This is a genomic window from Actinoallomurus sp. NPDC050550 (genome assembly GCF_040655075.1).
Taxonomy (GTDB): domain Bacteria; phylum Actinomycetota; class Actinomycetes; order Streptosporangiales; family Streptosporangiaceae; genus Actinoallomurus.
In genome coordinates this window covers 96,256-122,746 of the sequence record NZ_JBFAJC010000017.1, presented here as the reverse complement: position 1 = coordinate 122,746, position 26,491 = coordinate 96,256, and the positions used below count along the sequence as shown (strand labels likewise).

Genomic DNA, 26,491 nt, shown 5'->3' with positions numbered 1-26,491 from the left:
ATCATCCGTCGGGCCCGCCGGTCGGCTTCCGGTGGGCGTCCCGGGCGAGCGTGGTGATCCGCTGAGCGACCTCGGTGACGGCCTGGGCAACCGGTGCCGACAGGCCGGGGCCGAGGCCGAAGTCGGCGCCTTCGATGCTGTAGATCCGCAATCTGCCGGGCATCCGGTCGAGCGCCTCGGCCAGGCGCATCGCGGCGCCGAGCCCGAGGGCGTGGCTGCTGCTGGTGCCGGGGTGGACACCGTTGATGGAGTCGAGTTCCCGGACGCGACCGGGCTCACCCGAGGTGGTCTGTACGGCGTCGACCACGACGGCCAGGTCCGCCTCGGCCCACAGATCGATCAGACGGGCCGGCTCACCGTCGGAGACCGCGAGCGTCACGCCCTTCAGCCGCCGGTCGCGCAGCTCGCCGATCACGGCAGGGCCGGCACCGTCGTCGTGGCGGAGCTCGTTGCCGACGCCGATGACGATCACGCGCGCTCCACGGTCAGATCGAGGAAGTGCGCCGCGCATGAGATGCACGGGTCGTAGTTGCGGATCGCCCGCTCGCACACCGCGGTCAAAGCGGCGTCGTCCAGGTCGAGGCGTGCCTGCACCACCTCGCGCATGTCGTCCTCGATCGCAGCCTGGTTCTGCGAGGTCGGTGGCACGATGCGCGCCGAGCTGATCATCCCGTCCGGGCCGAGTTCGTAACGGTGGAACAGCACACCCCGTGGTGCCTCCGTCGCGCCGCGCCCGGTGCCCGCACGGGACGGCACATCGACGAACGGATCCGGCGGTGGCCGGTAGGCCTCGATGATCCGCAGCGCCTCCTCGACGGCGTAGACCACCTCGACGGCGCGGACGATGATGCTCTGGAAGGGGTTGCGGCAGGTCTCGCCGAGTCCGGCCGCCCGCGCGGCCTCGCGGGCCAGCGGCGAGAGCCGGTCGTGGTTCAGCGCGTACCGGGCCAGCGGCCCGGTCAGGTAACGCCCACCCCCTGCCAGGCGGGCGTGCAGGGCCGTCGAGTGCGGCACCTGTTCCTCGACGATGTGGTCCTCGAAGTCGGTGACCGCGAACGTCCGCCCACCCGTGGTCCGGGGAAGACCGGCCTCGATCGGGTAGACGTCCGCTGTGAGGGCGAGGAACTCGTGGCCGAGCTCGTCCTCGGGCATGTCGAAGCCGGCCACCCATTCAACGGTGGCCAGGGCGTCATCCAGCGCCCGGCGCAGCCGCTCGGCCAGCGGCGTGAGCTCGGCGCGAGCAGGAGCTCGGTAGAAGCCGCCGACGCGGACGTTGACCGGGTGGATGGGCCGACCGCCGATCAATTCCATGATCGCGTTGCCGGCCTTCTTCAGGGCCAAGCCGCGCTCGACGGCGTGCCGGTGGTCGTGGGCCATCTCCACGGCGCTGGGGTAGCCGAGGAAGTCAGGGGCGTGCAGGAGGTAGATGTGCAGGGTGTGGCTTTCGATCCACTCCCCGCAGTACAGCAGGCGCCGCAGCGCCTCGATGTGCTCGTCCGCCGTGACGCCGCAGGCGGCCTCGATGGCCCGGCATGCGCTCATCTGGTACGCGACCGGGCAGATCCCGCAGATCCGGGCGGTGATGTCGGGCGGCTCGGTGTGGGCGCGGCCCCGCAGAAAGGCCTCGAAGAACCGGGGCGGCTCGTAGATGTCGAGCCGGACCTCCTCCACGACGCCGTCACGAGCGCGCACGTACATGGCGCCCTGACCCTCCACACGGGCCAGGGCGCCCACCGCTAACGTGCGCTCACGGTGGGTCATCCGGCTGCTCCTTGAACGCGGCGACGTTGAAGGTCGAGAACGCCCGGTCCACCTCCGGGCGTGACATACCGATGTTTCCCAGCCAGGTCTTCAGCGAACCCATGTTCGCCCTGATCGCGGGCCCGAAGCAGCCGTAACAGCCGCGTCCGTAGGCCGGACAGATCGCTCCGCAGCCGGTGTGGGTGACCGGGCCCAGACATGGTGTGCCGTGGGCGACCATGACGCAGACGGTGCCGCGCATCTTGCATTCGAAGCAGACCGGGTGGTTCGGGATGCCGGGCTTTCGGCCGGCGAGGTAGGCCGAGATCACCTCGAGGAGCTGGTGCCGGTCGATCGGGCAGCCGCGAAGCTCGAAGTCGACCGGCACGTGCGCGGAGATCGGTGTGGAGTCGGCGAGCGTGGCGACGTACTCGGGCTTGGCGTAGACGACCGACCGGTACTCCTCGGCGTCGGCGTAGTTCCGCAGCGCCTGGATGCCGCCCGCCGTGGCGCAGGCGCCGATCGTGACCAGCGTCCGCGAGGCCTTTCTGACGTGCTGGATCTTCTCGGCGTCGGCTGGGGTGGAGATCGAGCCCTCGACCAGCGACACGTCGTACGGGCCCGCCACGACGGCGCTGGAGGCCTCCAGGAAATGCGCGATCTCGACCTCGCCCGCCAGCGTCAGCAGCTCGTCCTCGCAGTCGAGGAGGCTGAGCTGGCAGCCGTCGCAGGAGGCGAACTTCCACACGGCGAGCTTCGGCGCCATCTACCGCTCCTTCACGCTGAGCTCGGGCGCGGCGTCCCGGTAGGCGACGACCGGGCCGTCGCGGCAGATCAGCCAGGGGCCCAGCTGGCAGTGGCCGCACCATCCGAGGCCGCATCGCATGTTGCGTTCGAGCGAGATCCGCACGTCGGCCATGCCCCTGTCGCACAGCGCCTGCGCGGTCAGGCGCATCATGATCTCCGGGCCGCAGACGAAGGCCGTGGCGTTCTCCGGGGCGGCGTCCACGAGTCCGAGAAGCGAGGTGATCAGTCCGACGTGGCCGGGCCAGGCGGCGTCTGCGCGGTCGACGGTCACCTCGACGCGCGCACCACGCTCACGCCATCCATCCAGCTCAGCCCGGTACAGCAGGTCCGCAGGGGTACGGGCGCCGATGAGGACCGTGATGGATCCGAAGGATCGCCGCCGTTCCAGCGCGTACAGCAGGGCCGGGCGCAGCGGTGCGAGCCCGATCCCGCCCCCGGCGAAGACCAGGTCCCGGCCGACCGCGCCCTCGACGCCCCAGCCGACGCCGTACGGCCCCCGGACGCCGATCATCCGGCCGGGCCCGCTCCCGACCAGCGCGCGGCTGACCGCGCCGACGTCACGGACCGTCTGCTCGATCACTCCTCCGGTGCGGCTGACGGAGATCGGCGCCTCTCCGATGCCGAACGCGTACAGCATGGTGAACTGGCCGGGCCGGACCTGTGAGATCGGTGCGCCGCACGGCTCCAGGACGAGCGTCGCGGTGTCGCGGGTCTCCTCCCGCCGTTCCGTGACCCGGTACGGGACCGGCGTCATGGCGGTCATACCTCACGCCCCGACGGCGCGCCGTACAGGTCCAGCAGCCGTATCCGGGTGTTCTGCAGCCGGTCGAGCATGACGGCGGTGAACCGACGGGTGAGCTCGTACCCGAGCGCCGGATCCTCGGCGCACATCTCCCGCACCGCTCTCGCGTCCAGCCGGATCGCGCGGACCGGCTCGGCCGCGACGGCCCCGAACCGCCACGCGTACGGCGGGAACAGCCACGACCAGCCCAGCACCGTGCCACGCCCGAGCGACTCGACGATCACAGTGCCACGGCCGGGGATGTGCAGATCGAGGGCGACCCGGCCGGCCTGGATCAACCAGAACCGGTCCGCGGAACCACCCTCCTCGAAGAAGCGGTGCCCGGCCGGCACGTCCTCGTAGCACGCCACCGAGGCCAGCCTCGCGATGTGGTGCCCGGGCATGCCACGGACGAAGGCGTGGCAGGTCAGGGCCGAGCCCGGCAGTGCCTGCGGCCGCTCACCCATCGTTTTCCTCCCGGAGTGCGGCCACCTCTTCGGTCAGGTCGATTCCGACCGGGCACCACACGATGCACCGCCCGCATCCGACGCATCCCGAAGAGCCGAACTGGTCGTGCCACGTCCCGAGCTTGTGGGTTAGCCACTGGCGGTAGCGGCTCTTGGTCGACGTGCGCACGCTCCCTCCCTGCAGATGGGAGAAGTCGAGGTCGAAGCAGGAGTCCCAGCGCTGCCACCGCTCGGCGTGGTCGCCGGTCAGGTCGGTGACGTCCTCGACGGTCGTGCAGAAACAGGTCGGGCAGACCATCGTGCAGTTACCGCAGGTGAGACAGCGTGAGGCCACGTCGTCCCAGCGTGCCGCCTCCAGGCTGCCCGCCATCAGGTCCCGCAGGCCTTCGGCTGGCATCTCCCGGCCCATCCGGCCCGCCGCCGCGTCGACCTCCGCCCGCGCCCGCGTCTCGGTCACCGGGTCCGCCTCACCGTGCTCGATCCGCGCGAGCATGTCCGCCCCGGCGTCGCTGCCGACGTCGACGAGGAACCGCCCCTCCCCTGCGAACTCGGTCAACGCCAGGTCATAACCCGAGTCGGCCCCCGGCCCGGTCCCCATGGAAGCGCAGAAGCACGTCTCTCCCGGCTCGGTGCAGTTGACGACGATGATGAACACACCATCCCGGCGCGCGGCATAGGCATCGTCGGGGTGCCGGCCACCGGCGAGGACCCGGTCGAGGATCCCGATGGCCCGCAGATCACACGGCCGTACCCCGAGGAAGGCGTACCGCGGAGGCTCTTCTCTGGCCTCATTGATCTCGAAGCCGTCATCGGTACGGCGGGCGTCCCACAGCTTGGAGCGCGGCGGGTGCAGGAACGGCTTCCACGACTGCGGCCCCGCCGAGTGGGCGAACGCCGCGGAGTCCGCACGACGCCGGATCCGGTACCCGCCCGGCTCGAGCGTGACGCCCCAGCCGTAAGGAAGATCGTCCGCCGAGGCCAGCTCGGCCAGGACGATCGCCCGGTCACGGACGGTCGGACCGATCACCGTATAGCCGGAATCGACCAGTGCGCCATGCAGTCCGACCAGGCCATCGACCGTCCAGGCCATGTCCATGCCCCCTCGCTAACGCCCCCGTTCCCTTCAGCCTCGCGGAGCGGCTGCCCGGCGTGGAGAGGCAAAGGTCCCCACTGGCCCGGGTCACTCGGTCCTTCGCCGCCACCTCGTTTCCGGCAGCAGGCGGCGCGCCCCACACGTACCTTCCCAAGGCTGCGGAGGGTCATCCGCTCCTGAGTCAGCGGAGACGGCGGAGGTAGGGATCCCAGCGTCGTCGTGGGAGAACGCGGACCCGTGCGTCGACGGCGACGACGCCGTCGGGCCGGGCGATGATCGGATTGAGGTCGACCTCGGCGATCTCCGGGTGATCATCAGCGAGCCGGGACAGCCGTAGCAGAGCCTCCTCCAGCGACGCGGTGTCCACGGCAGGGGCGCCCCGGTGCCCGAGAAGCAGGGGCGCGCCGCGCACCGAGCGGATCAGCTCCGCGGCGTCCACGTCGGTGAGCGGCGTCAGCCGAGCCGACCGGTCGCCCAGCACCTCGGTGGCGACCCCGCCCAGGCCGAAGACGATCAAAGGACCGAAGACCGGCTCCTGCACGATCCCGCAGAGGGTCTCGACGCCGCCACGGGCCATCGGCTGCACCAGGACTCCGCCCAGCCGATCGCCGAAGCGGGCGGCCAGCCGGGCATGGGCAAACCGGACATCGGCTTCACCGCGCAGGTCGAGCTCGACCGCACCGACGTCGCTCTTGTGCACGATTCCCGGCACGTCCGCCTTGAGCACGACGTGATCGCCGAGTTCGGCCGCGGCGCGTACGGCTTCGTCCGCCGAGGTGGCCGGACGCCAGGCCGCCAGCGGCAGCCCGTAGGCGACCAGGAGCTCCATCGTGTCGGCCGGCGGCAGCCAGCCGCCTTCGGGGACCTCGTCGAGGTGCCGCCGGATGACCCGGGTCACCGTGTTCTCCCGCAGGTCAGAGAACCGCGGCTCGTCCCCGGCCGGACGTTCGAGCCATCGGCCATGGGACCGGGCGAGGGACAGGGCACGGGCCGCGTCCTCCGGAAAGGCGTACGACGGGACGCGCCGACCGCCGGGCCCGCACCGGACCCGCACCGACTCGGGCTGGCCGAGAACGACCGCGGCGAGCGGCTTGGCGGCTCCACCGACGGCGACAGCGGAGGTCAGGTCGGAGGCGGCCGTCGGGACGACCAGTGCCACGACGGCGTCCACCCCGTCATCGGCGGCGACGAGATCGAGGCAGCGCGTGAACCGTTCGGGGTCGATGGCCGCAGTGGTGTCGACCGGACCGGTGCAGGCGGCTCCGCGCGGCAGGAGCCGTGTCAGCTCGGAGACGGTTCTCTCACTCAACGAGGCGGCGCACAGGCCGGCGTCGTCGCAGGCGTCGGCGGCCAGCACGCCCACGCCTCCGGCGTTCGAGATGACGGCGACGCGCTCACCGGTCGGTATCGGCTGATGGGCGAGCAGCGCGGTGGCGTCGAGGAGCTCGCCGAGACCGTGGGTCGCGATGATGCCGGCCTGCCGGAACAGCGCCTCCTGCGTGACGGTCGGCGTCGCCGCTGCGGCCGTGTGCGACGCCGCGGCCCGGTGCCCGGCCGCCGAGCGTCCCGCCACGACGGTCAGCAGCGGCATCCGGCGCCCGACGCGCCGGGCGGTCCGCGCGAACTTGCGCGGATTTCCGAACGACTCGACGTGCAGGACGCCCAGGCGGGTCGCCGGGTCCGCCTCCCACCACAGCAGCATGTCGTTGCTGCTGACGTCGTACTTGTCACCGACCGAGACGAAGGACGACACCCCGACGTCCAGGCGGGACAGATGGTCGCGCAACACGATCCCGACACCCCCGGACTGCACGACGACCCCGGCCGACCCCGCTCGGGTAGGTCGGGCGGCGAAGGTCGCGTCAAGCCGCACGGCACTGTTGGCGACGCCGAAGCAGTTGGGCCCCACCAGCCGCATGCCGTACCGCCGGCAGGTGGCGAGCAACGCCCGGCCGTCGCAACCCGAGGTGATCACCACCAGTGATCGCACTCCCCGCCGGCCGCACTCCTCGGCGACCTGGACCACGGCGTCCGGCGGCACCGCGAGCACGGCGAGTTCCGGAGCCTCCGGAAGGGCGGCCACCGACGCCACGCACGGCACACCCGCCAGCCGCTCGCCCGCACGAGGATTGACCGCGAACACCGCGCCGGGAAAACCACCGGAGACCAGGTTGCGAAGGATCGCCCCGCCGACCGATCCGGGACGCCGTCCGGCGCCGACGACGGCCACGAACGCCGGGCACAGCAGATGGCGCAGGCTCGCGACGTCCGCGTTTCGCTCCCGTTCGGCGACGGCGTCGAGGTATCGCGCGTCCGCGGTCAACGGGATTCGCACCTCGACCACACCGTCCGCGCAGCAACCGCGGTCGGCGGCCAGACCGGCGGAGGCGAACACGCGCAGCATCGCGGTGTTCTGCGTCAGGGTGTCGGCGCGGAACTCCCGGACTCCACGTGAGCGGGCCAGCGAGACCAGGTGCTCCAGCAGCAGGGTGCCGACACCGCGATGGTGCATTCCGTCCGTCACCGCGAGCGCGATCTCCGCACTGCCGGGATCCTCGGTGGGCTCGTAGTTCGCGACGCCGACGAGCTCATCGCCGAGCCAGGCGCCGAGAACGGCATGGGCCGAGCCCGGCCTCCGGCACAGCCGCAGGGAGACCTCGTCGGCGATCCGCGGGCTGAGGCCGAAGAAGCGCAGATAGAGGTTTTCCAGCGACATGCCGCGGTGCAGGTCTCGTACGGCGTCCAGGTCCCCTGGCCGCACCTCGCGGATCTGGATCGCCGTGCCGTCGGTGAGCAACGCGAAGGCCGGCTCCACCGACGTGTGTTCTACCACGATGGCGCCTCCCGTCATGGAGGCGCCATCGCACGGTGCCTGCCGATGCGTTCGTTCGACCACGTTTCAAGCCTCGACCGGCCGGATCGTCCGATCAGCGGGCCGACGTCACCCAGGGGCGGGACCTTCGGCCCCTACCGGTTCTCTGGGTCAGCCTCGGGGGCGTGACGGGACGACGACGACCGGGCAGCTGGCATGGTGTGCGCATTGGCTGCTCACCGAGCCCAGAAGCAGCCGGGCGAACCCGCCGTGGCCCCGCGATCCGACGACGAGCATGTCGGCGTCCGCCGAGGCGTTCAGCAGCTCTTCGGCCGCAACACCGGCGATCGCCCGTACCTCGACCGCCACCTCATGCCCCACCTTGGCCTTGTCCACCGCGGCGCGCACGGTCTCGCCCATGGCATGGAGCGTCTCCTGGTCGACCGGCCCCAGCATCGGAGCGCCCGCACCGACGGTCACCATTCGCGGCACCACGATGATCGCGGTCACCGGCACCTTCCACCGTTCGGCCTCCGCAACGGCCCACTCCAGCGCCACCTGCGAATCGGCCGACCCGTCGACGCCCACCACGATTCCCGCCATGACAGCCTCCCCTCGCACCGGCGAAGCGGCCCGCCGGTGACCGCCGGGCCGCGCCCTTGATCCAGTACGACACGGCCGGACGGCCGGTGCCCAGAGGCCTTCGGGCCGTTTCCGCAGGACCGACGCCCCTGGTGATGGCCGCGTCCCTCACGCCAGGCTGCCAATGTGGAAGGAGGGGCCATGGAGACCTGGGCCGCGGACGTCGCCGAGACCCACGCCGGGGTGGTGTTCTTCGCCGGAGACCGGGCCTACAAGCTCAAGAAACCGGTGGATCTCGGCTTCCTGGACTTCTCCACCCGCGAGCGGCGGGAACGAGCCTGTCACCGCGAGGTCGAACTCAACCGGCGGTTCGCCCCCGATGTCTACCTTGGCGTCGCCGACGTGACCATGTCCCCGGGGACACCCTGCGACCACCTCGTCGTCATGCGCCGGATGCCCGCCGAACGCCGCCTCTCCGACCTGGTGCGCGCGCACGCTCCCGTCGACGACGTGCTGCGGGCGATCGCCCGCCTGCTCGCCCGCGCCCACGCCGCCTCGCCCCGCAGCACCGAGATCTCCGCTCAGGGAACCCGCGACGCCCTGCGTGAGCGGTGGACGGCGAGTTTCGACCAGGTCCGGCCGTTCCACGGACGCGCGATCGACGCCTCCGGCGCCACCGAAGTGGAGCGGCTGACGCTGCGCTTCCTGGAAGCCCGCGAGCCGCTCTTCACCGCCCGGATCCACGAGGAACGCATCGTCGACGGGCACGGGGACCTGATGGCCGATGACATCTTCTGCCTCGACGACGGGCCCCGCGTGCTGGACTGCCTGGACTTCGACGACCGCCTGCGGTGGCTCGACGGGCTCGACGACGCCGCCTTCCTGGCCATGGACCTGGAACGCCTGGACGCCCCGCACCTCGCCGGGCACTTCATCGCCCGGTACGCCGAATACGCCGACGACCCTGCCCCACCATCACTGCGGCACCACTACGTGGCCTACCGCGCGTTCGTCCGCGCCAAGGTCGCATGCCTGCGCTGGAGCCAGGGAGACACGCACGCGACCGACGACGCCGGCCACTACACCGAGATCGCACTGCGTCACCTGAACGCCGGCTCGGTCAGCCTGATCCTGGTCGGCGGCCTGCCCGGCACCGGCAAGAGCGCCCTCAGCGAGGCCCTCGGCGACCGGCTCGGGTACACCGTCCTGAACAGTGATCGCGTACGCAAGGAACTCGCCGAACTCTCACCGGACACCCCGGCATCGGCCCCGTACGGCACCGGCATCTACAACGCCTTCTGGACCCGGCGCACCTACGCCGAACTCCTCGACCGCGCAGCGCGCCTGCTCTCCTACGGCGAATCCGTCATCATCGACGCCTCCTGGACATCCGCCCAGCATCGCGCCGACGCCGCCCGCACCGCCGGCCAGACGCACGCGGACCTGATCCCCCTGCGGTGCCACACCCCACTGGCCACAGAGCGCCTGCACACCCGCCCCCGCGGCGTGTCCGACGCCGACCCGGCGATCGCCGCTCAGATGGCCCAGTCGGCCGACCCTTGGCCGGAAGCCGTCGCGATCGACACGTCCGGACCGATCGAAGACTCAGCCGAGCAGGCGCTGAGGATCGTCCGGCCCCACGGGCCCGAGCATTCCTGGCAACGCCGCCCGTGACAGCGGTCGACGTCGGCCCACCGGCAAGCTCACGCGAACACGAGCACGGCTCACGGCAAGACTGACTTCCCCGCCGACCTCCGCCCCTTTACCTCGAGTACTTCGTCGAACTCGGCGAAAAGACATCTGGGTGAAATTACCCATCACCGGCTGCCCGAGTTGCACAATTCGGCCGATTCGCGCTGTCTCGTGAGTCACCTAACGTCCTGACGGAACGGGGACGCGGTCAATTATGACCGGCGCGTCCAAGGAATCTGTCCGGAGGGACCATGGTCAAGATCGCTTCATTCTCATGCGCGGTCGCGATGGCTGTTACAGCCGCTTTCTCGGCCGTTACGCCGAGTGCGCAGGCTGCGGCGTCGCCATCGCCGAAACCGGCCGCGCCGACCGACCGGCAACATCTGGCGAACCTCGCGACCACGCTGGCCAAGCGCCTGGGCGACAACCGAAGCGTCGGCTCTTATTTCGACAAGGCGACGGGCCGGCTCATCGTCACTGTCACCGACAACTCCGCCGCCCAGAGCGTCCGTGCGGCCGGCGCGACCCCGCGTATGGTCGCTCGCAGCCACGCCGATCTCACAAGGGCTACCGACGAACTCGACCGCTCTGCCCGGATCCCCGGCACCGCGTGGGCGATCGACCCGGCCACCGACCAGGTCGTGATCTCAGCGGACAAATCCGTCACCGGGTCCAAGCTGACCAGGCTCAAGTCCGTTGCCGACAAGCTGGGTGCGGCGGCCAGGATCGTGCCTCTCAACGGAAAGCTGAGGACGCTCGACGGCCCCACCATGCTGGACGGCACAGCCATCTACGCAGGCGCTGCAGGGGGGACGGCACGCTGCTCACTCGGTTTCAATGTTTTCAACGGTGCCCGGCACTTCTTCATTACCGCCGGACATTGCACACACCTCAGCCCTACCTGGTTCGCCAACCAGGGCCTGACCAGCCGTCTCGGCAGCAACTCGGGCCAGGCGAACGTCTTCGGCGCCGGCGGTGACTACGGCGTTGTCGAATACGACACTGCCGGAATCCACGTTTGGGGTACGGTGGCCGGCACCAGGCAGTTCATTTCCGGTTCGGGCGACGCCTTCGTTGGCGAGGCGGTGCAGCGCAGCGGCAGCACCACCGGTGTCCGCGGTGGCACCGTCACAGCGCTCAACGTGACCGTGACCTACGGCAGTGGCGAAACGGTCAATGGTCTGACCCAAACGACGGCTTGCGCCGAGCCAGGCGATAGCGGTGGCCCGTTCTACGCCGGCGGCACCGGACTCGGAACGCTCTCCGGCGGCTCCGGCAACTGCTCCATAGGCGGCACCACGTTCTACCAGCCCGTCACCCCCATCCTGCGGAACTTCGCCTTCACGCTGTGGGACAGGCCCCAGCCCTGAGATAGCGGACGAAGGTGTTGGGCACCGGCCTCCGACACCTGGTCAACCCGGCGGTTCCGGCTTCACGGCCGAGCCGCCGGGTTGACCTGCCCGGGTGGGGAGATGCTTCGATTTTCGGAATATCCTATAGTCGGAGTTATGCCAGACAGAGAGATCACGGTCGCCAGGTTGACCGCCGCGATCCGGCGCTACCAGCGCGAGATCGACGCCTTCGACCAGGCCGCCGCCGAACGGCTGGGGCTCAACCGAACCGATCTTCGATGCGTCGACCTACTCCTTGACCGGCCACTGAGCCTGACCGAGCTGGCCGAACACGCCGGTCTCAGCCAGTCGGCGATGACGACGGCACTCGACCGCCTGGAAAGGGCCGGATACGCCTGCCGAACCCGGGACCCCAACGATCGGCGCCGCTTCCTCGTGCAGCTCACGCCCGCCCTCCTCACCCGCATCGCCGAGATCTTCAAACCGTTCGCGGCCGAGGCCACCGCCGAGCTCGACCGCTATTCCGTATCCGAGCTGGAGACCCTGGTCCGGTTCTTCGCAGACGGGTCCGAGCGGCGGGCCCGCCACGCCCGACGCATCCGGACCACCCCGAAGGTTCGGCGACCGGCGGCTCGGCGACAGTCCGCGCGCCCGGACGACGTCTCGCCGAGCACGACCCCGTCGGACTCGTGAAGGAAAGGCACACCATGACCGGCATACGACCCGCGTCCCGCAGCACGGCCGCGCGACCCGCGCTCCGTCCCCTCGCCCGTTGGGGACTGATCGGCCTGATCTCGGAAATCGTCGCCGTGTGCGCATGGCTGGTGGCCGGTGCGTGGCAGGGCCCCGCCTACAGCCCGGTTCACGACGACATCAGCGACATGGGCGCCCTCACCGCCCCGCACGCGTGGGCGTTCCTCATCCCGCAGGCGCTCGCCGGTGCCGGAAGTATCGCCTTCATACTGTTCGGGCTGCGTCCGTCACTCACGTACGACGGGCGAGCCGGCCGATCCGGCCCCTGGCTGGCCGCACTCTCGGGGATTCAAGACCTGACCGACGCGGCGTTCCGGCTCGACTGCCGGGCCGCCGACGGCTGCGACCAGGCCCACGCGACCACTTCCTGGCATGCGCAGGTGCACAGTGCGATCGGCTTCGCATGCGTCCTCGTGCTGATCGTCACGCCGTTCGTGTTCGCCCGCCGCTTCAAGCGGCTGCCACAGTGGCGCCGGTTCACCGTTCCCTCGGTCCTGTTGGGAATCGTCTTCATCATCGGCCTGATCGCGATACTTGCACCCCAGACGGCCGCATATCAGGGACTGACCCAGCGAACGATCGCATTCGGCGGCGCGATCTGGGGCATCGCCGTGGCCGCCCACGTCGTCCGGCTGGGACGCGACGGGAACGATCGCTGACCGATGTCGGCGCCACCCATGCCGTACGGGATGCGGGGTCGGAACGATCCTCGCCGGCCGGTCGAGGACTGCGTATCCAACGGGCCGGGAGCGGTCTCAGCGGGAGTGTCATCCGTCATCTGCCGGGATGCCCGGCTCCGGCGGTACGGATGCCGCGCCGGATGAGGTCTGGCCTGCCGGAGGTGCCCGAGGCGCTGATCCGAACCGGCCTGGCTTCGGTGAACCTTCCCGTCGACGACGACGGCGCCCGCACCGACCTGCTCGGGGCACTCGACGTGGGGATGGCGGTGCTCACGCCGGCGCACCAGTTCCCGACGGGGGCGCAGCTGTCCGCGGGTCGGCGCGCAGCCGTGCTGGAATGGTGCCGCCGTTCCGGTGGTCTCGTGCTCGAGGACGACTACGACGGCGAGTTCCGCTACGACCGCCAGCCTGTCGGTGCCCTGCAGGGCCTCGCCCCGGACCACGTGCTCTACGCCGGATCCGCCAGCAAGACCCTCGCACCGGGTCTGCGCCTGGGCTGGCTGGTCGTGCCGCCGCGCCTGCTCGACGCGATCCTGGCGGAGAAGCGGCTCGCCGACCGCCATTCCAAACACGCTCGACCACCTGGTCCTCGCCGAGTTCATCGACTGCGGCGACTACGACCGGCACGTACGGCGGTGCCGCCTGCGCTACCGGCGGCGCCGTGATGAACTCGTCCGTGCGCTCGCCGGTTGCAAACCGCTGCGGCGGGCCGTCGGCGTCGCGGCCGGCCTGCACGCGGTGGTGCCGCTGCCGGAGGGCGCGCGCGACACGCTCGCCCGCCTGGACCGGGCGGGTGTGGCCGTGAACGACATGAGCCGCTACGCCGACGCCCCGAACCCGGACGCCCTTGTCATCGGCTACGCGACACCACCAGGCCACGCCTGGCCGGCCGCCTTGGCCGCCCTCACCACCGCCCTCGGCGTAGAGAGGGAGTGAGGGCATGGAGCCCTCACTCCCGTTGCTCTCGAATCAGGGACCGCTGGTCAGGTAGGCGACGGTGCTACCGGAGCGGACGGCGCCGCCGGCGTTGTTGATGATGTGGCTGATGGTGCCGGTGCCGCCGAGGGAGACGGTGACCATGTCGTGGAAGGCCGAGCCGGTGGAGGGGACCTCGATGGCCCGGTCGGCGACCACGCCCGAGTTCGTACTGAAGTAGCAGTAGACGCCGAGCCCCCAGGCCTGGTGGGACGTCACGCCTGCGGCGACCTTGTAGGAGGGGTAGCCGTTGGTGCCGCCGCCCGGCGTCCAGCTCGCGTTGTTGGGGACGTCGTACGGCATCTCCGACTGGTAGAAGTACGTGCGGCCGCCGTTGCCGTTCCACAGCACCTGATACTGCTGATAGTGCTCGGTGAACAGGCCGTACGCCGTGACGTTCGCGCCGTTGACGACCAGGCCGTTGGCGGCGGTGTTGGTGTTCCAGCCGACGCCGCTGCCGTGGTCGGCGCGCCAGAGCCACGAGTGGTCGATGATCGTGTCGTTGCTGTTGACCACCAGCGACTGGCCGGCCTTGCCGGCGACGTCGCCTCCGACGCGGAAGAACACGTCGTGCAGGGTGATGGGGTCGGCGGAGTGGCCGGCGGAGGAGCCGGCGGGACCGACCTGCATGAGCGTCTGGCTGTTGGTGGTGCCGGCGCTGATGATCAGCCCGGAGATGTCGATGCCGTCGACGTCGGCGGTGGTGATGGCGGTGACGCCGTTGTCCGGCACGAACGTGGCGAGGCCGAGCCCGAGGACGACGGTGTCGGGCCGTGTGATGTTCAGCGGCGCGTTCAGGTGGTAGACCCCCGGGGTCACCAGCAGGTTCTTGCCGGACGCGAGGGCGGCGTTGATGGTCGCCGCGGTGTCGCCGGACTTGACGACGTAGAACTGCGTGATGGGAATGGTGGTGCCGGCCGTGCTACCGGAAGTCCAGTCGGTCCCGGCGGCGTTGGTGCGCTGGGCGGGGACACGCACGTTGTAGAGGCCGGTGGAGTCGGCGTAGAGGTACGGCTTCTCGCGCAGTGTCGGGGTGGCGGACACGTTGGTGTACGTCGGGAACGACTGCCCGGGGGCGCCGGTGTCGCCGACGAACACCATGTTCCAGTTCGAGCCGGTCCAGCTGCCCATCGCGGTGTTGCGGGTGAGGAACTGCTGCTGGGTGCCGGAGTTGATCTGGCCCGAGACACGGCTGTCGCCGATGTATCCGCCGGACGACCAGTTGCTGGAGGTGTTGCCCGAGGTGTAGTCGTCCAGCGTCATGTTGCCGTGGACGTCGACGCGCCGGAACGGGTCGGCCTGCGAGACCGCCCACTCCAGGGTGCCGGAGCTGGGCGTGTCGGAGAGATTCTCGACTCCGCGCCAGAAGTTCTGCGTGGCGTTGCCGCCGGACCAGGCCGCGTCCACGTGCACACCGCCGCCGGTCAGCGAGACGTCGGTGGGCTGGGCGCCGAGCCCGGCCACCTGCGTGTAGAAGCCGACGGGGACGTCGACGTTGTAGCTGCCGGGCATGAACAGCAGCGCGTACCGGTTCGTCCCGAACTGGTTGGTCTGCTGGGAGCCGTAGACCGAGTTGATCGTGGACTGGATGCTCGACGCCGACATCGACGGGTCGAAGATCTTGACGTTCGGTCCGAGATCGGGGTTGTTCGGGTTGGTCGGCGGCCCGCTCCCGCCCACGGGGGTGAGGGTGAACGACTGGGCGCCGGTGCCGTTGCAGGTGTACTGCTGGAGCTGGACGCCGTCGGCGGTCGACGCCTCGGGGACGTCCAGGCATTTCCCGCTGTAGCGGTCGACGAAGTGGTAGTTGCCGCCGGACTCCTGAACCGGCTGCCACTCCTGACTCGTCCAGCCGCCGTTCGACCACAGATGGATCTTGGCGCCGTCGGCGGTCGAGGGGCCGTCGACGTCGACTGCGGGCTGCGATCCGTTGGAGTTGACGATCACGTAGTAGCCGGCGTCGGCGGCGGTCTTCAACTGCCACTGCTGGGCGGTGGTGGCGTTGCAGGTGTACTGCTGCACGGCGGTGCCGTTGGCGGTACCGGCCGCGGCGGCGTCAACGCACTTGCCGCTGTTGGCGCTGACGAAGGTGTAAGGCGTGTTGACGGCGAGGGCCGCGGACGCGGGCGCGGCGGCGAGGGTGCAGAGCGCGGCGGCCGCCAGGGCGGTCGCCGAGCTCAGCGCGAGCGCGCGCCTACCGGACAGATGTCGCATGGGGGTTCCTTCGCTTCGGGGCAGGATCGCGGTGGATCGCAGCGGAGGCATGGCGCATTTCGTGGGGCCCGACGCGCTGGCGGGCACGTGCCGGCCCCGGTCGGGACGGTCCGGCTCCGGTTCGGTCCGCCCGTTGCCGCCGTCGAGGCACGGCCGGCCCGGACGCCGCAACGGTGGCAACTGGAAGGAAACACCGAACGCAACAACGTGTCAATCAGATGACACGTCTTTTTTCTCGACGTGAAGAAAGTAGGTCTCTCCTTCTGGACAGAGCTCTTGCGTCCTCGGATGATGGCTTCGAGGTGGCATGGGCACGTCGACTACCCTCGGGAAAGGAGGCCACATGTAACGGGCGATGAAAGAGGATCAGCCGGTGCGACAGCGAGCAACCGTCCGGCAGGTCGCCGAGGAGACCGGGCTGTCGATCGCCACCGTCTCCCGCGTGCTCAACGGCCAGAACAACGTCGCCCCGCGCACTCGTGAGGTGGTGCTGGAGGCCGCCGGGAGGCTCGGCCGCCGGCCGCCGCACCGGCGCTCACCCGTCATCTACGTCCGCTGCCCGTACGTCCTGAGCGACTACTTCGGCCTCATCGTCTCCTCGATCGCCGAAGCCGCCGCCACCCAGCGGCTGGAGGTGCTCCTCAACGCCGGCGAGTCCGCCCAGCGCACCGATGCGCTGCGCGGCCTGCCCGCACGAGCCGGGGTCGGCGGCGCCATTCTCATCCTGCCGCCTGAACCCGCCGACGACCTCGTCCGGCTGCGCGACAGCGGCTTCCCCTTCGTCGTCGTCGACCCCCGCACGACTCCCCCGCGCGACATCGCGGCGGTCTCGGCCGCCCACTTCACCGGGGCCCGCGCGCTCATGTCCCATCTGGTCGCCCTCGGGCACCGCCGCGTCGGCATCATCGCCGGCCCGCGCGACTGGCTGGTCACCGACGCGCGCACCGCCGGTTACCTCGCGGCCCTCGCCGACGTCGGTGTCCTGCCCACCCGGGACCTCATGCGACACGTCCCCGAACCCACCGTCGACCATGGCCACCGGGCCGCCGCCGAGCTGCTCGACCAGCCCGGCCCGCCCACGGCGCTGGTCGGCTTCAACGACAAGATGGCCGTCGGCGCCCTACGCGCCGCGACCGAGCGCGGCCTGCGCGTGCCGGACGACCTCTCGATCGCCGGCTTCGACGACATCGACCTCAGCCGCGCGACCGACCCGCAGTTGACCACCGTCCGGCAGCCGCTGGCCGAGATGGGCCGCATGGCCGTCACGCTCTACACCCGGCTGCTGGACCAGCACGAGCACGAGGCACTCCACGTCGAGCTCGCGACCGAGCTCATCGTCCGCGCCTCCACCGGCCCCACCCCGCTCCAGGCGTGACCGAGTCCGGCGAACGGGGGTGGCATGCGGCCGGCTCGGTGTCCTCTGGGACGATCCATGGGTACCGCCGACGAGGAGGATGACGCCGTTGATGCACGACGATCGACCCCGTACCGGCCGGTTGGTGTGCGTCGGCTCGTACACGAAGGAGGCCGGCGGACGCGGGATCGGCATCGCGACGTTCTGGCAGGATCCTGAGGACGGGACTCTCGAGCAGGCGGACTCGGTCGCCGTGCCCGCGCCGTCCTACCTGGTATGGCATCCCGATCTGCCCGTGCTCTACGCCGTCAACGAGCTCACCGAAGGCATGGTCACCGCGCTGCGCGCCGAGCCGGACGGCCGGCTGCGGCCGATGGTCAGCCTGCCGAGCGGCGGCGCGACGCCGTGTCATCTGGCGCTGACGCCGGACCGGCGCCATCTGTTGTGCGCCAACTACCACGGAGGCAGCCTCGCCGTCTTCGCGCTGGACGAAACGGGCCGGCCGATCGAGCGCGTGGACCTGGTACGCCATCGCGGCCACGGGCCGCACCCGGATCGCCAGGATTCCGCGCACGTGCACATGGCCGTGCCGGACGGTGCCGGAGACACGGTAAGCGCGGTGGATCTGGGCACCGACGAGATCCGCACCTACCGGCTGTCGGCCGCCGGCCGGCTCGAGCAGATCACGTGCCTGTCGCTGCCACCGGGGTTCGGGCCACGCCAGATGATCCGCCACCCGTCGATGGCACGCACGTACGTGGTCGGCGAGCTGGCGTCAGCACTGATCACTCTGACCGAGACGGCGGACGGCCCGCGTGTCACCGGCACCCTCCCCGCGACGACCGCCGCGGCCGGCGGCAACTTCCCCTCACACCTCGGCCTGTCCGACGACGGTCGTTTCCTGTACCTGGCCAACCGGGGCGCCGACCGGATCAGTGTGTTCGCCACCGAGCCGGACGGGTTGCGCCCGGCAGGCGAGTATCCGAGCGGTGGAGCGTGTCCGCGGCAGTTCGCGCCGGCCGGGCGATGGCTCTATGTGGCCAACCAGGACAGTGACCTCGTGACCGCCTTCGTCGTCGATCCGGCGACCGGGGCACCGACGCTCATGGCGGACTACCTGGTGGCCACGCCCACCTGTGTCGCGGTCGCTCCCTGGGAGCCTTCAAGCCGCTGAGGATGTCCATCACCGCTCACGTCGCTGCTACGGTGACCGCCGTGACGGCGAAGATTGAGTCATCTGTGGAGAAGCCCGAGAGTGAGCACGAGGGTCCCGTCGTCGAACGCATGATGCTGTTCACCGACGCCGTCGTGGCCATCGCGATCACCCTGCTCGCTCTGGAGCTGCCCGTTCCCAAGGGCGGGACCAACTCCGAGCTGTGGCACTCGGCGGTCGAGGCGCGACCCGAGTACAAGGCGTTCCTGATCAGCTTCGTGGTCATCTGGGCCCACTGGTCCGCGCACCGCAACGTCTTCCGCGGCCTGCGCGCTCTCGACCGGACCCTCGGCTCGCTCAACGGGTTGTGGCTGTTGATGGTCGTGCTCATCCCGTTCGCCACGAAGGTGATCGCCGGCGACGGGGCGTTCCAGCTGCGCTTCGGTTTCTACGCACTGCTCGAGACGGTGACCAGCCTGCTGTTCCTGCTGATGGCCTGGCACGTACGACGGGCCGGGCTGGCCACCGAAGGCACGCCGCCGGAGCGCTTCACCGACGCGATGCTGCACAGCGGCGCCATCGCCGCCTGCTTCGCCGTGTCGATCCCCGTCGCGTTCGCCGGCGGCTGGGCGTACCTCTGCTGGGTCGCGGCCGCTGTCGTCACGCGCCTCGCCACACGGGTGACACGGCGGCAGGTCCAGCCCGCCTGACCTCCCCCAGCCTGCTTCAGCTCGCGCCTTCCAGGCTGGGACGCAACAGCGGGGCGGCTCCGAGCCCGCAGGGGGCAGGTGTGGCGCGCTGCGACGTACCGGCGTAGTAGCGGTTCGCGGCCGTCGAGGCGACGTGCACCCGCAGGCGGTATTGCTCGGACCTGGGCCGCACTGATCACCTACCGCAGCGTTCGTGGCCACCTACGGCCACCGTCGTTGACCATCTGCGACCGACAGTCGACCTTAGGTCACCGGCTCTGCCGTCCGCCTACCACCGGCTTTCGCCGTCCGCCGGCGGCCGGCCGCCGCGCCGCCGGGTGCCCCCGGGCCACGATTCTGCCCGCTCGACTCCCCCCGCGCTCTTTTCATCGGATGCAGTCGCCACTACAGTTGCTAAAAGTAGCGACATGGGCACTCAAAGTGAGGAATGTTCATGGCAGGGAAGGGTAAAGCGCAAGCCCGGTTGGGCGAGGCGCTTGTCTACGCGGCTGCGGGGCTCGCCGACCTCGGCATCAGCCGGGTCCGGGAGTTGTCACGGCGATCGGACCTGGGCGACCAGGCCAGGGAGGGATGTCGGGAGCTGGTCGCCCGCGGTGAGTTGTCGCTCAACCGGCTCAGGCATCTCGCGAACGCGCCCGAGCCCTATCTCGAGACGCTGGCCCGGCGGGCCGCTGACCAGGCCGATCGTGACCATGCATGACCATGAGCTCTTCAAGACCCGGGTCGACCGGATCCTGGAGTCCGTCGTCGAGCAGGAGATCGCCGAGCTGATCGCGATCGACGAGGTGCTGGCCCCGGTGGCGGAGCAGGTCCGGTCGGCTGTGATGCGCGGGAAACGGCTGCGGGCCGCGTTCTGCTACTGGGGATGGCGAGCGGCCGGCCAGCCGGACAGGGATGCGGCCGTCAAGCTGGCTGCGGTCATGGAGCTCGTGCACGCTGCGGCGCTCGTGCACGACGACATCGTCGACGACAGCCCCACCCGTCGCGGCGTCCCTTCGGTGCACGTCGCACTGCGCTCGGCGCTCCGGCCCGATCGGCGCGGATCCGACGAGTCCCGCCACGGGGCCGCGCTCGCGATCATGGTCGGCGACCTGCTCATCGCCATGGCCGGGCACCTGTTCGCCGACTGCGGCCTGCCCGCCGGTTACCTGAAGCGGGCGCGGCCGCTGTGGTCGGCGCTCACCCGGGAGCTGATGGCGGGCGAATGCCTGGAGATCCTGGTCACCGGGCAACGGCCCCGGCTGGAGCGGTCTTTGAAGATCAACCGGTTGAAGACCGCCAAATACACCGTCGAGCGCCCGCTCCAGATCGGCGGCGTCGTCGCTGGGGCACCCGACTCGGTCCTGGAGTCCTACACCGCGTACGGCGTGCCGCTCGGCGAGGCGTACCAACTCCGCGATGACCTGCTCGGGGTGTTCGGCGACCCGCGGACGACCGGCAAGTCCAACCTCGACGACCTGTGTGGCCACAAGCCCACCGCCATGCTGGCGCTGGTCTTGGACGAGGCCGACCAGGATGCGCGGCGGGCGCTGGCCAGCCTGCTAGGCCGTCGTGATCTCGGCGTGCAAGATCTGCAGACCATCCGGGAGATCATCGCCAGCACCGGGGTGCCGAGCCGCATCGAGTCGATGATCAAAGAACGGACCGCCGCCGCGCTGGACGCGATCCACCGGGCGAGGCTGCCTTCCGATGCCACCCTCGCGCTGACCGATCTGGCCGACGCGCTGCTCGACCGAGTCGCCTGACCAGCCACCACGCACTTTGAAAGGCCGAACCGCCATGTACACCGACCAGACCATGGATCTGCTACGCCGCCAGGGCGACCCTCTCGCCGACGCGACCGTCGAAACGCTGTTCGAACGCGGCGAGGTCGAGAAGTTCAACACCCTGATGCGCTGGTTCACCGCGTCCGGCCAGGAACTGCCGGACGGCATTCCGGACGCAGCACGCCAATACCTGCAGGAGACCGCCGTGCCGCCCGCGTGGGTCGACTGGGAGATCATGGAACAGGCCCGGCTGTTCTTCATCGACAACAATGTCCATATCTCCACGGCGCTGGCGTTCGCGTCGATGCCGGCGTCGTACGCGATCCCGCGCGTGGCGAAGCTGCTGAGCGCCACCCATAGCCTGGAATACCCCGCCCGACGGATGTCCGAGACCGGACAGTTCGTGGTTTACCTGATGCGGCCCGACGCCTTCGAGTCCGGAAGCCGGTTCATCCCCGCCGTCCAGAAGGTGCGGCTGCTGCATGCATCCGTGCGCTACCACCTGCGCCGAAAAGGTCTGTGGAACGAGGCGATCGACGGGGTTCCCACGTGTCAGGAGGACATGATCGGCGGGCAGATGTGCTTCTCGATCTACGTCCTGGACGCCCTGTACCGGTTGGGTATCCACTTCAGTGAGGACGACGCCGAGGCCTACTACTACGCCTGGCGTGTCGTGGGCGCGATGCTCGGCTGTGACACCGAGCAGAGCCCGCCCGACCTCACGTCCGCCCGCGAATGGTCGGACCTCTACATGCTCCGCAACCTGGGCCCTTCCGAAGAGGGCGTCAAGCTGACCGAACAACTGATCAGGCTATATGAAGGGGTCGTCCCGGGTACCTTCTTCGACCCGATCGTGGCCGCCCTCATCCGCTTCCTGGTCGGCGACACCATCGCCGACTGGCTTCAGGTTCCCGCCTCCGGCTGGGACCGGGTGGCGCGGACCTCTCCGGTGATGTACGACTTCCTCGAACGCATCGAGGACAGCGGCCCCTGGGGCGAGTGGGTCGCCGACAAAGTCGGAGCCGTCGTCGCCAACCTGGAGCTCAGCTCCCTCACCCGCGGTCGCGTCATGCATTACGCCATTCCCCCGCAGTTGAAGAAGGACTACGGAGTCAGAACGCCCCGCCGCCAAAGGTGGCAACCTCCGCCGCCTTCTGCGCACATCACCCGGAGGTCGGTCGGCAGTCGGGCCGCCATTTGACGTGCCTCAGCTCGCGCCTTCCAGGCTGGGGCGCAGCAGCGGGGCGGCGCCGAGCCCGGAGGGGGCAGGTGTGGTGCGCTGCGACGTACCGGCGTAGTAGCGGTTCGCGGCCGTCGAAGCGACGTGCACCCGCAGGTCGTTGCCCTGGTCGCGAAGCAGACCAGGGGGTATCGCGCAACGGATCGGGCCCCAGCCGTACCGTCCGAGCGGTGTGCCGTTGAGTTCGATCTCGGCGCTGGTGTCGACCACGGGCAGGATCAGTTCCCAATCGGGCCACGCGAGGTCCCCGCCCGGAATGGTGAAGGTGAGCCGGTATTCGCCGATGCCGGAGAATTCGGCGAGGCCCTGCAGTTCCCAGCCGCGGTCCACCTGGATCGGGATCTCCGGTCCTGCGGCGCGCAGGGTCCAGCCCTCCGCCAGCACCAGGTCGCCGGGGACGGGCGTGGTCCCGTCGCGGAGACTCAGGCACACCAGCTCCCAGGGCGCGAGGGAGAGCGTGAGCGCCGCGCCGGTCGTGGTTCGCAGCGGTTCGATCGCGCCCGATTCGGGCCGCCATCGGGTCACCTCGGCCGGAGCCGACGGGGGGCGGACGGTCACCGTTCTGGGATGGCCGGCGTCGTTGAACAGAGCCAGCCGGGTGCCCTCGGCGTCGCGGCCCGCGTACTGCCACACGGTCTCACCGGCGTCCGCCGAGCCCATCCGGTCGTCCACCTCCACGACGGCGTGCCGGGCACGCAGCGGTCGCAGGACCACCTCGACCTGCCGCGCGGAGGGTGGTTCCGGCCAGTAGGACATGGTCGCCGCGTCGCACAGGCCGGCCATCCGCGCCGCCAGCGTCGCATCCACGCCGCCGGTCTGCGTGGCGCCGGGGAGCGGTCCGGACGCGAGGAGCGTGCCACCGGCATCGAGGAACCGGGCGAGCACGTCGACCGTCGACCCGTCCCGTACGACCTCGACTCCCGGCAGCACCACCCCTCGGTACCGGCGTCCGCCGAGGACCAGGCGACCGTTCTCGACCGCGGCGGCCCGTACGTCGCGCTCGTCGACCAGGTGATAGCCGTAGCCCTTCCGCGCGAGGTGCTCGGTCCAGAAGGCGGTGTGCGCACCGTAAGGGTGCCCTGGACCACCGGCCCAGCTGGTGCGAAGCGGGTAGACGACAGCGACCTCGCACTGTGGCTCGGTGTCGTCGAGGAACGCCGACAGGCGGCCGGACTCTTCGGCGAACGCGCGGTGATACGGGAACCATGGCTCGAAGTTCACACCCGGCGCGAAGTCGAAACGCGGGTTCGTGAACATCTCCTCGCGGTCGTCCCCGTCGGTCTGCCAGAACGCGTGCGTCAGCAGTTGGCGGGCGCCGAGCATGTGGTGGCGGATCGTCTGCGCGCGCAGGTCCCGCAGGGTGAGCTCCCACTGTCCGGCCGCGAAGTGCGACCCGGTCGCCGTACTGCCGAAGTACTGCTCGACCAGGCATCCGCTGCGGCCGTTCGCCCGCGCGACCGAGTCGCCGAACTTCGCGCTGAGCTGCGGATCCGTGTTCCGGGCGTCGACGGCGGTGTGGTCGCGCCACCGGTCGAGCCCGAAGTAGTCGGTCCCGAAGTTCGTCCGGGGGTCGTCGGTGATGATCGTCCCGGTCGGATCCCATGAGGAGACATGGCCAAGGACCTCGTGGCCCGACAACGCGATGCCGTGCCGGCGGCACCAGCGGGCGAGTGTGCCGAAGAAGCTGTCGATGCCCAGCGTGGAGTAGGTCTCGAAGAAGTCGCAGCGGCGTGCGGGCGTCATCGGACCGATGCCGCGCACGAGCGCCAGTAGCGAGCGCCGGAAGGGAGCGTCGTGCTCGGCCTCGTATCGGCGGCCGAGCTCCGGCGCGTACATCAGCGACGAACCGACATGCCCGTAATGCTGACGCCAGCGGAAGAAGCACGCGTGCGGTTGGTCGAAGAACGCGTACTTGACCGTGCTGCCCCAGTGCGGGCCGAACGCCTCGGCGTACGGGGCGTAGCCGACGTCCGTGTAACGCTCCGCCGCCTCGGGAAGCAGGTAGTTGATCATCCGGCTCGTCGCGCAGCGCGCCGCGACGAAGACGGTCACCGCGGTCGACCCGGTAGGGAGCGCACCGCGGGGAACGACGACGGTGCAGCCGTCGGCGGCGGCCGAACCGATCCTGGCCGTTTCGGTGAGATCGTGGATCTGCGCCTCGTCGGTCACGTCACCGGCCGGGTGTGCCAGGGCCGCGACGAGTTCCCACTCGTCCCAGCGCACTTCGCCGTTCTCGAAGACCCAGTGCATCCCCGGGTCCAGCAGGTACTCGACGTCAGTGGGGTGGATGTCGTCCACCGTGCACTCGACGTCGGTTCCCGCGTCCGTGATCCGCGCCGTCGACCAGAAGAGATGGCGTTCGCGCAGCTCGTCATGGCCTTCGACGGTACGGCCGCCCGCGTGGCCGGAGAGCCAGTTGTACTCGTCGTAGACACCGATGATCATGCCGTGCCCGGCCGCTTCGTCGGCCGCGAGCCGGCAGGCCGCGAGGTAGTCCTCGCCCAGGTACTCCTGCCGCGGGAAGGACAGGCGGGCCTGGATCTGGAAGGAGCGAAAGCCCGCCCGTGCCATCTGCGCGACCTGTTCCCGGATCTCCGCAGGAGTCGGAAGCCGGTGCCAGAACCAGTACGTCGCGGGGGCGTGCCATGGATCGGGCTCACGCCACGCGGGGCTGCTCGCCATCTCGGAGGCCGCCTTCCTGGAGCTGGGGCGCCTTGCTGAAGTTCGGAGGAACGTCGAACTTGAACACGAAGGTGAGCAGCCCGTAGAGCACGATGCCGATCGCCATCGCGATGAGCACACCCATGTTGGTCTGGCCGATGACGCCCTTCTCCTGGCTCTTGGAGAGCAGGAAACCGACGACCCGTCCGATGTTCGGGTCGCTCGAGGTGACCGTGCCGAGACCGACCACGGTCGCGGCCGTGAGCGAGACGAGCGCGGTCCACCGGCCCGACCGTCCGCCGTACCCGGCCGCCTGTGCCATGCCGACGTTCCAGCCGAGTCGGCGCTGCCGGATGAAGTCGAGCAGTTGGATTCCGCCCATCGTTCCCATCACCACGGCGATGAGCGCGAGGAACGCCTGGAAGGTGGCCAGGAACGAGTTGGAGATGAACAGCAGATAGAACGCACCCGCGGAGATGACCACCATGTTGATCGCGGTCGTGGCGGCGCGCGACAGCGGCACGCCCAGTGCGAGCAGTGCCAGACCCGAGGAGTACAGGCCGGTGATGGCGGCCGCGATCAGCGAGATGACGATGACGACCGAGAACGGGATGAAGAACCACAACGGCAGCAGCGCGGTGAGCGCCGCGATCGGGTCGGCCGCGGCCGCTTCGCCGAGCGCGTGGTCGCTGCCGGCGAGCAGTACGCCGAGGATCAGCAGCACGGCGACCGGCAGTGTGATGCCGCCGGCCGTCCAGCCGATGACGCTCCGCGCTCTGGTCCGCCGCGGCAGGTATCGGGCGAAGTCGCCGCCGTAGTTGAGGAATCCGATGCCGACCATCGTCATCGCCATCACGATGCCGCCGAGGAACGCCCAGGCCGAGCCGTCAGGGGTGCTGCCGAGCTTGCTCCAGTGCACGTGCGGAATGATGATCACAATGAACGCGATCGTCATCACGCCCGTCAGCCAGGCGATCCAGTTCTCGATCCGGGTGATCAGCTCGTGGCCGAAGACCGCCGCGGTCATGGTGAGGGCGAGGACGACCACGAACCACAGCACGATGGCCGTCACGGTCGCCTTGCCGTTCGAGGATGCGAAGACCGACGGCCAGAGCCTGGCGAAGAGTTCGGCGCCGGTGGTGGACGCCAGTGTGATGATCGTGACTTTCCAGCCCACGTTCGACAGATAGGCGAAGAAGCTCGGGAATTTGTTGCCGTGTATGCCGAACGCGAAGCGGGTCTGGGTGAGCGTGGGGAGTCCGGTCCGCGGCCCGCCGACGGCGAGCACACCGACCAGGAATGAGGACGCCGCGTAGCCGACGATGCCGGCGACGATCGCCTGCCAAACGCTCAGCCCAAGGGAGAACACGTAGATCCCGTAGCTGACGCCCAGGATCGAGACGTTCCACGAGAACCAGATTCCGAACAGTCCTCTGGGGGTGCCTCGCCGTTCGGCGTCGGACACCGGGTTGATCCCATTTTTCTCAATGCCAGAGCCGGTCTTCGGCCGATCCGTGATTTCTTCTGTGCTCATTCCCGGTCCTTTTCGATGATGATCACGCTCTGGCGTACGCCGGGCATTCGACAGCACCCGCCTTCCGTACCGTCGGAAGCGGGGGCTCCACGTGCGAGAGGTAATCCGAACACGGACTATCTGGA

The 26,491-nt window shown here is 69.9% G+C and carries 24 protein-coding genes; 12 read left to right on the top strand and 12 right to left on the bottom strand.

The features are described 5' to 3' along the window. Position 1 precedes the first annotated feature (1 nt). The 8 genes from AB0I04_RS23990 to AB0I04_RS23955 form a co-directional block, all read right to left on the bottom strand. Positions 2-472 (bottom strand): hydrogenase maturation protease, encoded by a 471-nt coding sequence (locus AB0I04_RS23990; RefSeq protein ID WP_360888251.1) that lies wholly within the window; start codon positions 470-472, stop codon positions 2-4. Continuing rightward, a complete protein-coding gene (locus AB0I04_RS23985) occupies positions 469-1,761 on the bottom strand; it encodes a Ni/Fe hydrogenase subunit alpha (RefSeq protein ID WP_360888248.1) in 1,293 nt (430 codons plus the stop codon). The genes AB0I04_RS23990 and AB0I04_RS23985 overlap by 4 nt, the downstream gene beginning before the upstream one ends. Then, positions 1,748-2,506, bottom strand: a complete 759-nt coding sequence (locus tag AB0I04_RS23980) for an oxidoreductase (RefSeq protein ID WP_360888245.1) — start codon at positions 2,504-2,506, stop codon at positions 1,748-1,750. Before AB0I04_RS23980 ends, AB0I04_RS23985 begins: the two co-directional genes overlap by 14 nt. Then, a complete protein-coding gene (locus AB0I04_RS23975; RefSeq protein WP_360888242.1) occupies positions 2,507-3,310 on the bottom strand; it encodes an FAD/NAD(P)-binding protein in 804 nt (267 codons plus the stop codon). It lies immediately after the preceding gene. Beyond that, positions 3,307-3,795 carry a Crp/Fnr family transcriptional regulator gene (locus tag AB0I04_RS23970; RefSeq protein ID WP_360888240.1) on the bottom strand — a complete coding sequence of 163 codons (489 nt, stop codon included), beginning with the start codon at positions 3,793-3,795 and terminating at the stop codon, positions 3,307-3,309. Before AB0I04_RS23970 ends, AB0I04_RS23975 begins: the two co-directional genes overlap by 4 nt. Further along, positions 3,788-4,891 (bottom strand): 4Fe-4S dicluster domain-containing protein, encoded by a 1,104-nt coding sequence (locus AB0I04_RS23965; protein ID WP_360888238.1) that lies wholly within the window; start codon positions 4,889-4,891, stop codon positions 3,788-3,790. Before AB0I04_RS23965 ends, AB0I04_RS23970 begins: the two co-directional genes overlap by 8 nt. Positions 4,892-5,069: 178 nt before the next feature. Beyond that, on the bottom strand, positions 5,070-7,721 hold the full coding sequence (locus AB0I04_RS23960) for a GNAT family N-acetyltransferase (RefSeq protein WP_360888236.1): 2,652 nt from the start codon (positions 7,719-7,721) through the stop codon (positions 5,070-5,072). Between the two features lie 150 nt (positions 7,722-7,871). Further along, the gene (locus AB0I04_RS23955) at positions 7,872-8,303 is read right to left on the bottom strand and encodes a universal stress protein (protein ID WP_360888233.1); all 432 of its coding nucleotides are present in this window, start codon (positions 8,301-8,303) and stop codon (positions 7,872-7,874) included. Between the two features lie 180 nt (positions 8,304-8,483). On the opposite strand from AB0I04_RS23955, the gene AB0I04_RS23950 reads away from it, so the two are divergent. From AB0I04_RS23950 to AB0I04_RS23925, 6 genes are all read left to right on the top strand, one after another. After that, positions 8,484-9,956, top strand: coding sequence for an AAA family ATPase (locus tag AB0I04_RS23950; protein ID WP_360888230.1), 1,473 nt, complete (start codon positions 8,484-8,486; stop codon positions 9,954-9,956). Positions 9,957-10,225: 269 nt separating this feature from the next. Continuing rightward, a complete protein-coding gene (locus AB0I04_RS23945; RefSeq protein WP_360888227.1) occupies positions 10,226-11,344 on the top strand; it encodes a S1 family peptidase in 1,119 nt (372 codons plus the stop codon). A 138-nt stretch (positions 11,345-11,482) separates the two neighbouring features. Continuing rightward, entirely contained in the window at positions 11,483-12,019 is a 537-nt protein-coding gene (locus tag AB0I04_RS23940) for a MarR family transcriptional regulator (protein ID WP_360888225.1), read from the top strand. Positions 12,020-12,033: 14 nt separating this feature from the next. Continuing rightward, complete coding sequence (locus AB0I04_RS23935) at positions 12,034-12,738, top strand: DUF998 domain-containing protein (protein WP_360888222.1); 705 nt, start codon at positions 12,034-12,036, stop codon at positions 12,736-12,738. 161 nt (positions 12,739-12,899) lie between these two features. Further along, positions 12,900-13,424: an aminotransferase class I/II-fold pyridoxal phosphate-dependent enzyme gene (locus AB0I04_RS23930; protein ID WP_360888219.1), complete on the top strand. Its 525-nt coding sequence runs from the start codon at positions 12,900-12,902 to the stop codon at positions 13,422-13,424. A gap of 73 nt (positions 13,425-13,497) precedes the next feature. Further along, a complete protein-coding gene (locus AB0I04_RS23925) occupies positions 13,498-13,695 on the top strand; it encodes a hypothetical protein (RefSeq protein WP_360888216.1) in 198 nt (65 codons plus the stop codon). 33 nt (positions 13,696-13,728) lie between these two features. On the opposite strand, the gene AB0I04_RS23920 is transcribed toward AB0I04_RS23925, so the two are convergent. Continuing rightward, on the bottom strand, positions 13,729-15,948 hold the full coding sequence (locus AB0I04_RS23920; RefSeq protein ID WP_360888213.1) for an RICIN domain-containing protein: 2,220 nt from the start codon (positions 15,946-15,948) through the stop codon (positions 13,729-13,731). A 373-nt stretch (positions 15,949-16,321) separates the two neighbouring features. Here AB0I04_RS23920 and AB0I04_RS23915 point away from each other — a divergent pair, with 373 nt between their 5' ends. The 3 genes from AB0I04_RS23915 (at position 16,322) to AB0I04_RS23905 (ending at position 19,165) form a co-directional block, all read left to right on the top strand. Then, complete coding sequence (locus AB0I04_RS23915) at positions 16,322-17,323, top strand: LacI family DNA-binding transcriptional regulator (RefSeq protein ID WP_360888210.1); 1,002 nt, start codon at positions 16,322-16,324, stop codon at positions 17,321-17,323. 91 nt (positions 17,324-17,414) lie between these two features. Beyond that, entirely contained in the window at positions 17,415-18,476 is a 1,062-nt protein-coding gene (locus AB0I04_RS23910; RefSeq protein ID WP_360888207.1) for a lactonase family protein, read from the top strand. 41 nt (positions 18,477-18,517) lie between these two features. After that, the gene (locus AB0I04_RS23905; RefSeq protein WP_360888204.1) at positions 18,518-19,165 is read left to right on the top strand and encodes a TMEM175 family protein; all 648 of its coding nucleotides are present in this window, start codon (positions 18,518-18,520) and stop codon (positions 19,163-19,165) included. 16 nt (positions 19,166-19,181) lie between these two features. On the opposite strand, the gene AB0I04_RS23900 is transcribed toward AB0I04_RS23905, so the two are convergent. Then, complete coding sequence (locus tag AB0I04_RS23900; protein WP_360888201.1) at positions 19,182-19,337, bottom strand: hypothetical protein; 156 nt, start codon at positions 19,335-19,337, stop codon at positions 19,182-19,184. A 261-nt stretch (positions 19,338-19,598) separates the two neighbouring features. Here AB0I04_RS23900 and AB0I04_RS23895 point away from each other — a divergent pair, with 261 nt between their 5' ends. From AB0I04_RS23895 to AB0I04_RS23885, 3 genes are read left to right on the top strand one after another with little or no spacing between them, the layout of a single operon-like run. Next, on the top strand, positions 19,599-19,865 hold the full coding sequence (locus AB0I04_RS23895; RefSeq protein ID WP_360888199.1) for a hypothetical protein: 267 nt from the start codon (positions 19,599-19,601) through the stop codon (positions 19,863-19,865). After that, positions 19,858-20,910 (top strand): polyprenyl synthetase family protein, encoded by a 1,053-nt coding sequence (locus AB0I04_RS23890; RefSeq protein ID WP_360888196.1) that lies wholly within the window; start codon positions 19,858-19,860, stop codon positions 20,908-20,910. Before AB0I04_RS23895 ends, AB0I04_RS23890 begins: the two co-directional genes overlap by 8 nt. Before the next feature lie 34 nt (positions 20,911-20,944). Next, complete coding sequence (locus tag AB0I04_RS23885) at positions 20,945-22,132, top strand: oxygenase MpaB family protein (RefSeq protein ID WP_360888193.1); 1,188 nt, start codon at positions 20,945-20,947, stop codon at positions 22,130-22,132. 6 nt (positions 22,133-22,138) lie between these two features. Here AB0I04_RS23885 and AB0I04_RS23880 read toward each other — a convergent pair whose 3' ends face one another. Both AB0I04_RS23880 and AB0I04_RS23875 read right to left on the bottom strand, forming a co-directional pair. After that, entirely contained in the window at positions 22,139-24,853 is a 2,715-nt protein-coding gene (locus AB0I04_RS23880; RefSeq protein WP_360888190.1) for a hypothetical protein, read from the bottom strand. Beyond that, on the bottom strand, positions 24,828-26,366 hold the full coding sequence (locus AB0I04_RS23875; RefSeq protein WP_360888187.1) for a cytosine permease: 1,539 nt from the start codon (positions 26,364-26,366) through the stop codon (positions 24,828-24,830). The genes AB0I04_RS23880 and AB0I04_RS23875 overlap by 26 nt, the downstream gene beginning before the upstream one ends. Between the last annotated feature and the right edge of the window lie 125 nt (positions 26,367-26,491).

Coding starts and splice junctions, on each gene's coding strand:
- AB0I04_RS23955 (WP_360888233.1), bottom strand. CDS start 8,303: ATGGCGGGAATCGTGGTGGGCGTCGACGGGTCGGCCGATTCGCAGGTG.
- AB0I04_RS23970 (WP_360888240.1), bottom strand. CDS start 3,795: ATGGGTGAGCGGCCGCAGGCACTGCCGGGCTCGGCCCTGACCTGCCAC.
- AB0I04_RS23920 (WP_360888213.1), bottom strand. CDS start 15,948: ATGCGACATCTGTCCGGTAGGCGCGCGCTCGCGCTGAGCTCGGCGACC.
- AB0I04_RS23945 (WP_360888227.1), top strand. CDS start 10,226: ATGGTCAAGATCGCTTCATTCTCATGCGCGGTCGCGATGGCTGTTACA.
- AB0I04_RS23910 (WP_360888207.1), top strand. CDS start 17,415: ATGCACGACGATCGACCCCGTACCGGCCGGTTGGTGTGCGTCGGCTCG.
- AB0I04_RS23950 (WP_360888230.1), top strand. CDS start 8,484: ATGGAGACCTGGGCCGCGGACGTCGCCGAGACCCACGCCGGGGTGGTG.
- AB0I04_RS23875 (WP_360888187.1), bottom strand. CDS start 26,366: ATGAGCACAGAAGAAATCACGGATCGGCCGAAGACCGGCTCTGGCATT.
- AB0I04_RS23940 (WP_360888225.1), top strand. CDS start 11,483: ATGCCAGACAGAGAGATCACGGTCGCCAGGTTGACCGCCGCGATCCGG.
- AB0I04_RS23935 (WP_360888222.1), top strand. CDS start 12,034: ATGACCGGCATACGACCCGCGTCCCGCAGCACGGCCGCGCGACCCGCG.
- AB0I04_RS23895 (WP_360888199.1), top strand. CDS start 19,599: ATGGCAGGGAAGGGTAAAGCGCAAGCCCGGTTGGGCGAGGCGCTTGTC.
- AB0I04_RS23980 (WP_360888245.1), bottom strand. CDS start 2,506: ATGGCGCCGAAGCTCGCCGTGTGGAAGTTCGCCTCCTGCGACGGCTGC.
- AB0I04_RS23890 (WP_360888196.1), top strand. CDS start 19,858: ATGCATGACCATGAGCTCTTCAAGACCCGGGTCGACCGGATCCTGGAG.
- AB0I04_RS23880 (WP_360888190.1), bottom strand. CDS start 24,853: ATGGCGAGCAGCCCCGCGTGGCGTGAGCCCGATCCATGGCACGCCCCC.
- AB0I04_RS23965 (WP_360888238.1), bottom strand. CDS start 4,891: ATGGACATGGCCTGGACGGTCGATGGCCTGGTCGGACTGCATGGCGCA.
- AB0I04_RS23985 (WP_360888248.1), bottom strand. CDS start 1,761: ATGACCCACCGTGAGCGCACGTTAGCGGTGGGCGCCCTGGCCCGTGTG.
- AB0I04_RS23885 (WP_360888193.1), top strand. CDS start 20,945: ATGTACACCGACCAGACCATGGATCTGCTACGCCGCCAGGGCGACCCT.
- AB0I04_RS23930 (WP_360888219.1), top strand. CDS start 12,900: ATGAGGTCTGGCCTGCCGGAGGTGCCCGAGGCGCTGATCCGAACCGGC.
- AB0I04_RS23975 (WP_360888242.1), bottom strand. CDS start 3,310: ATGACCGCCATGACGCCGGTCCCGTACCGGGTCACGGAACGGCGGGAG.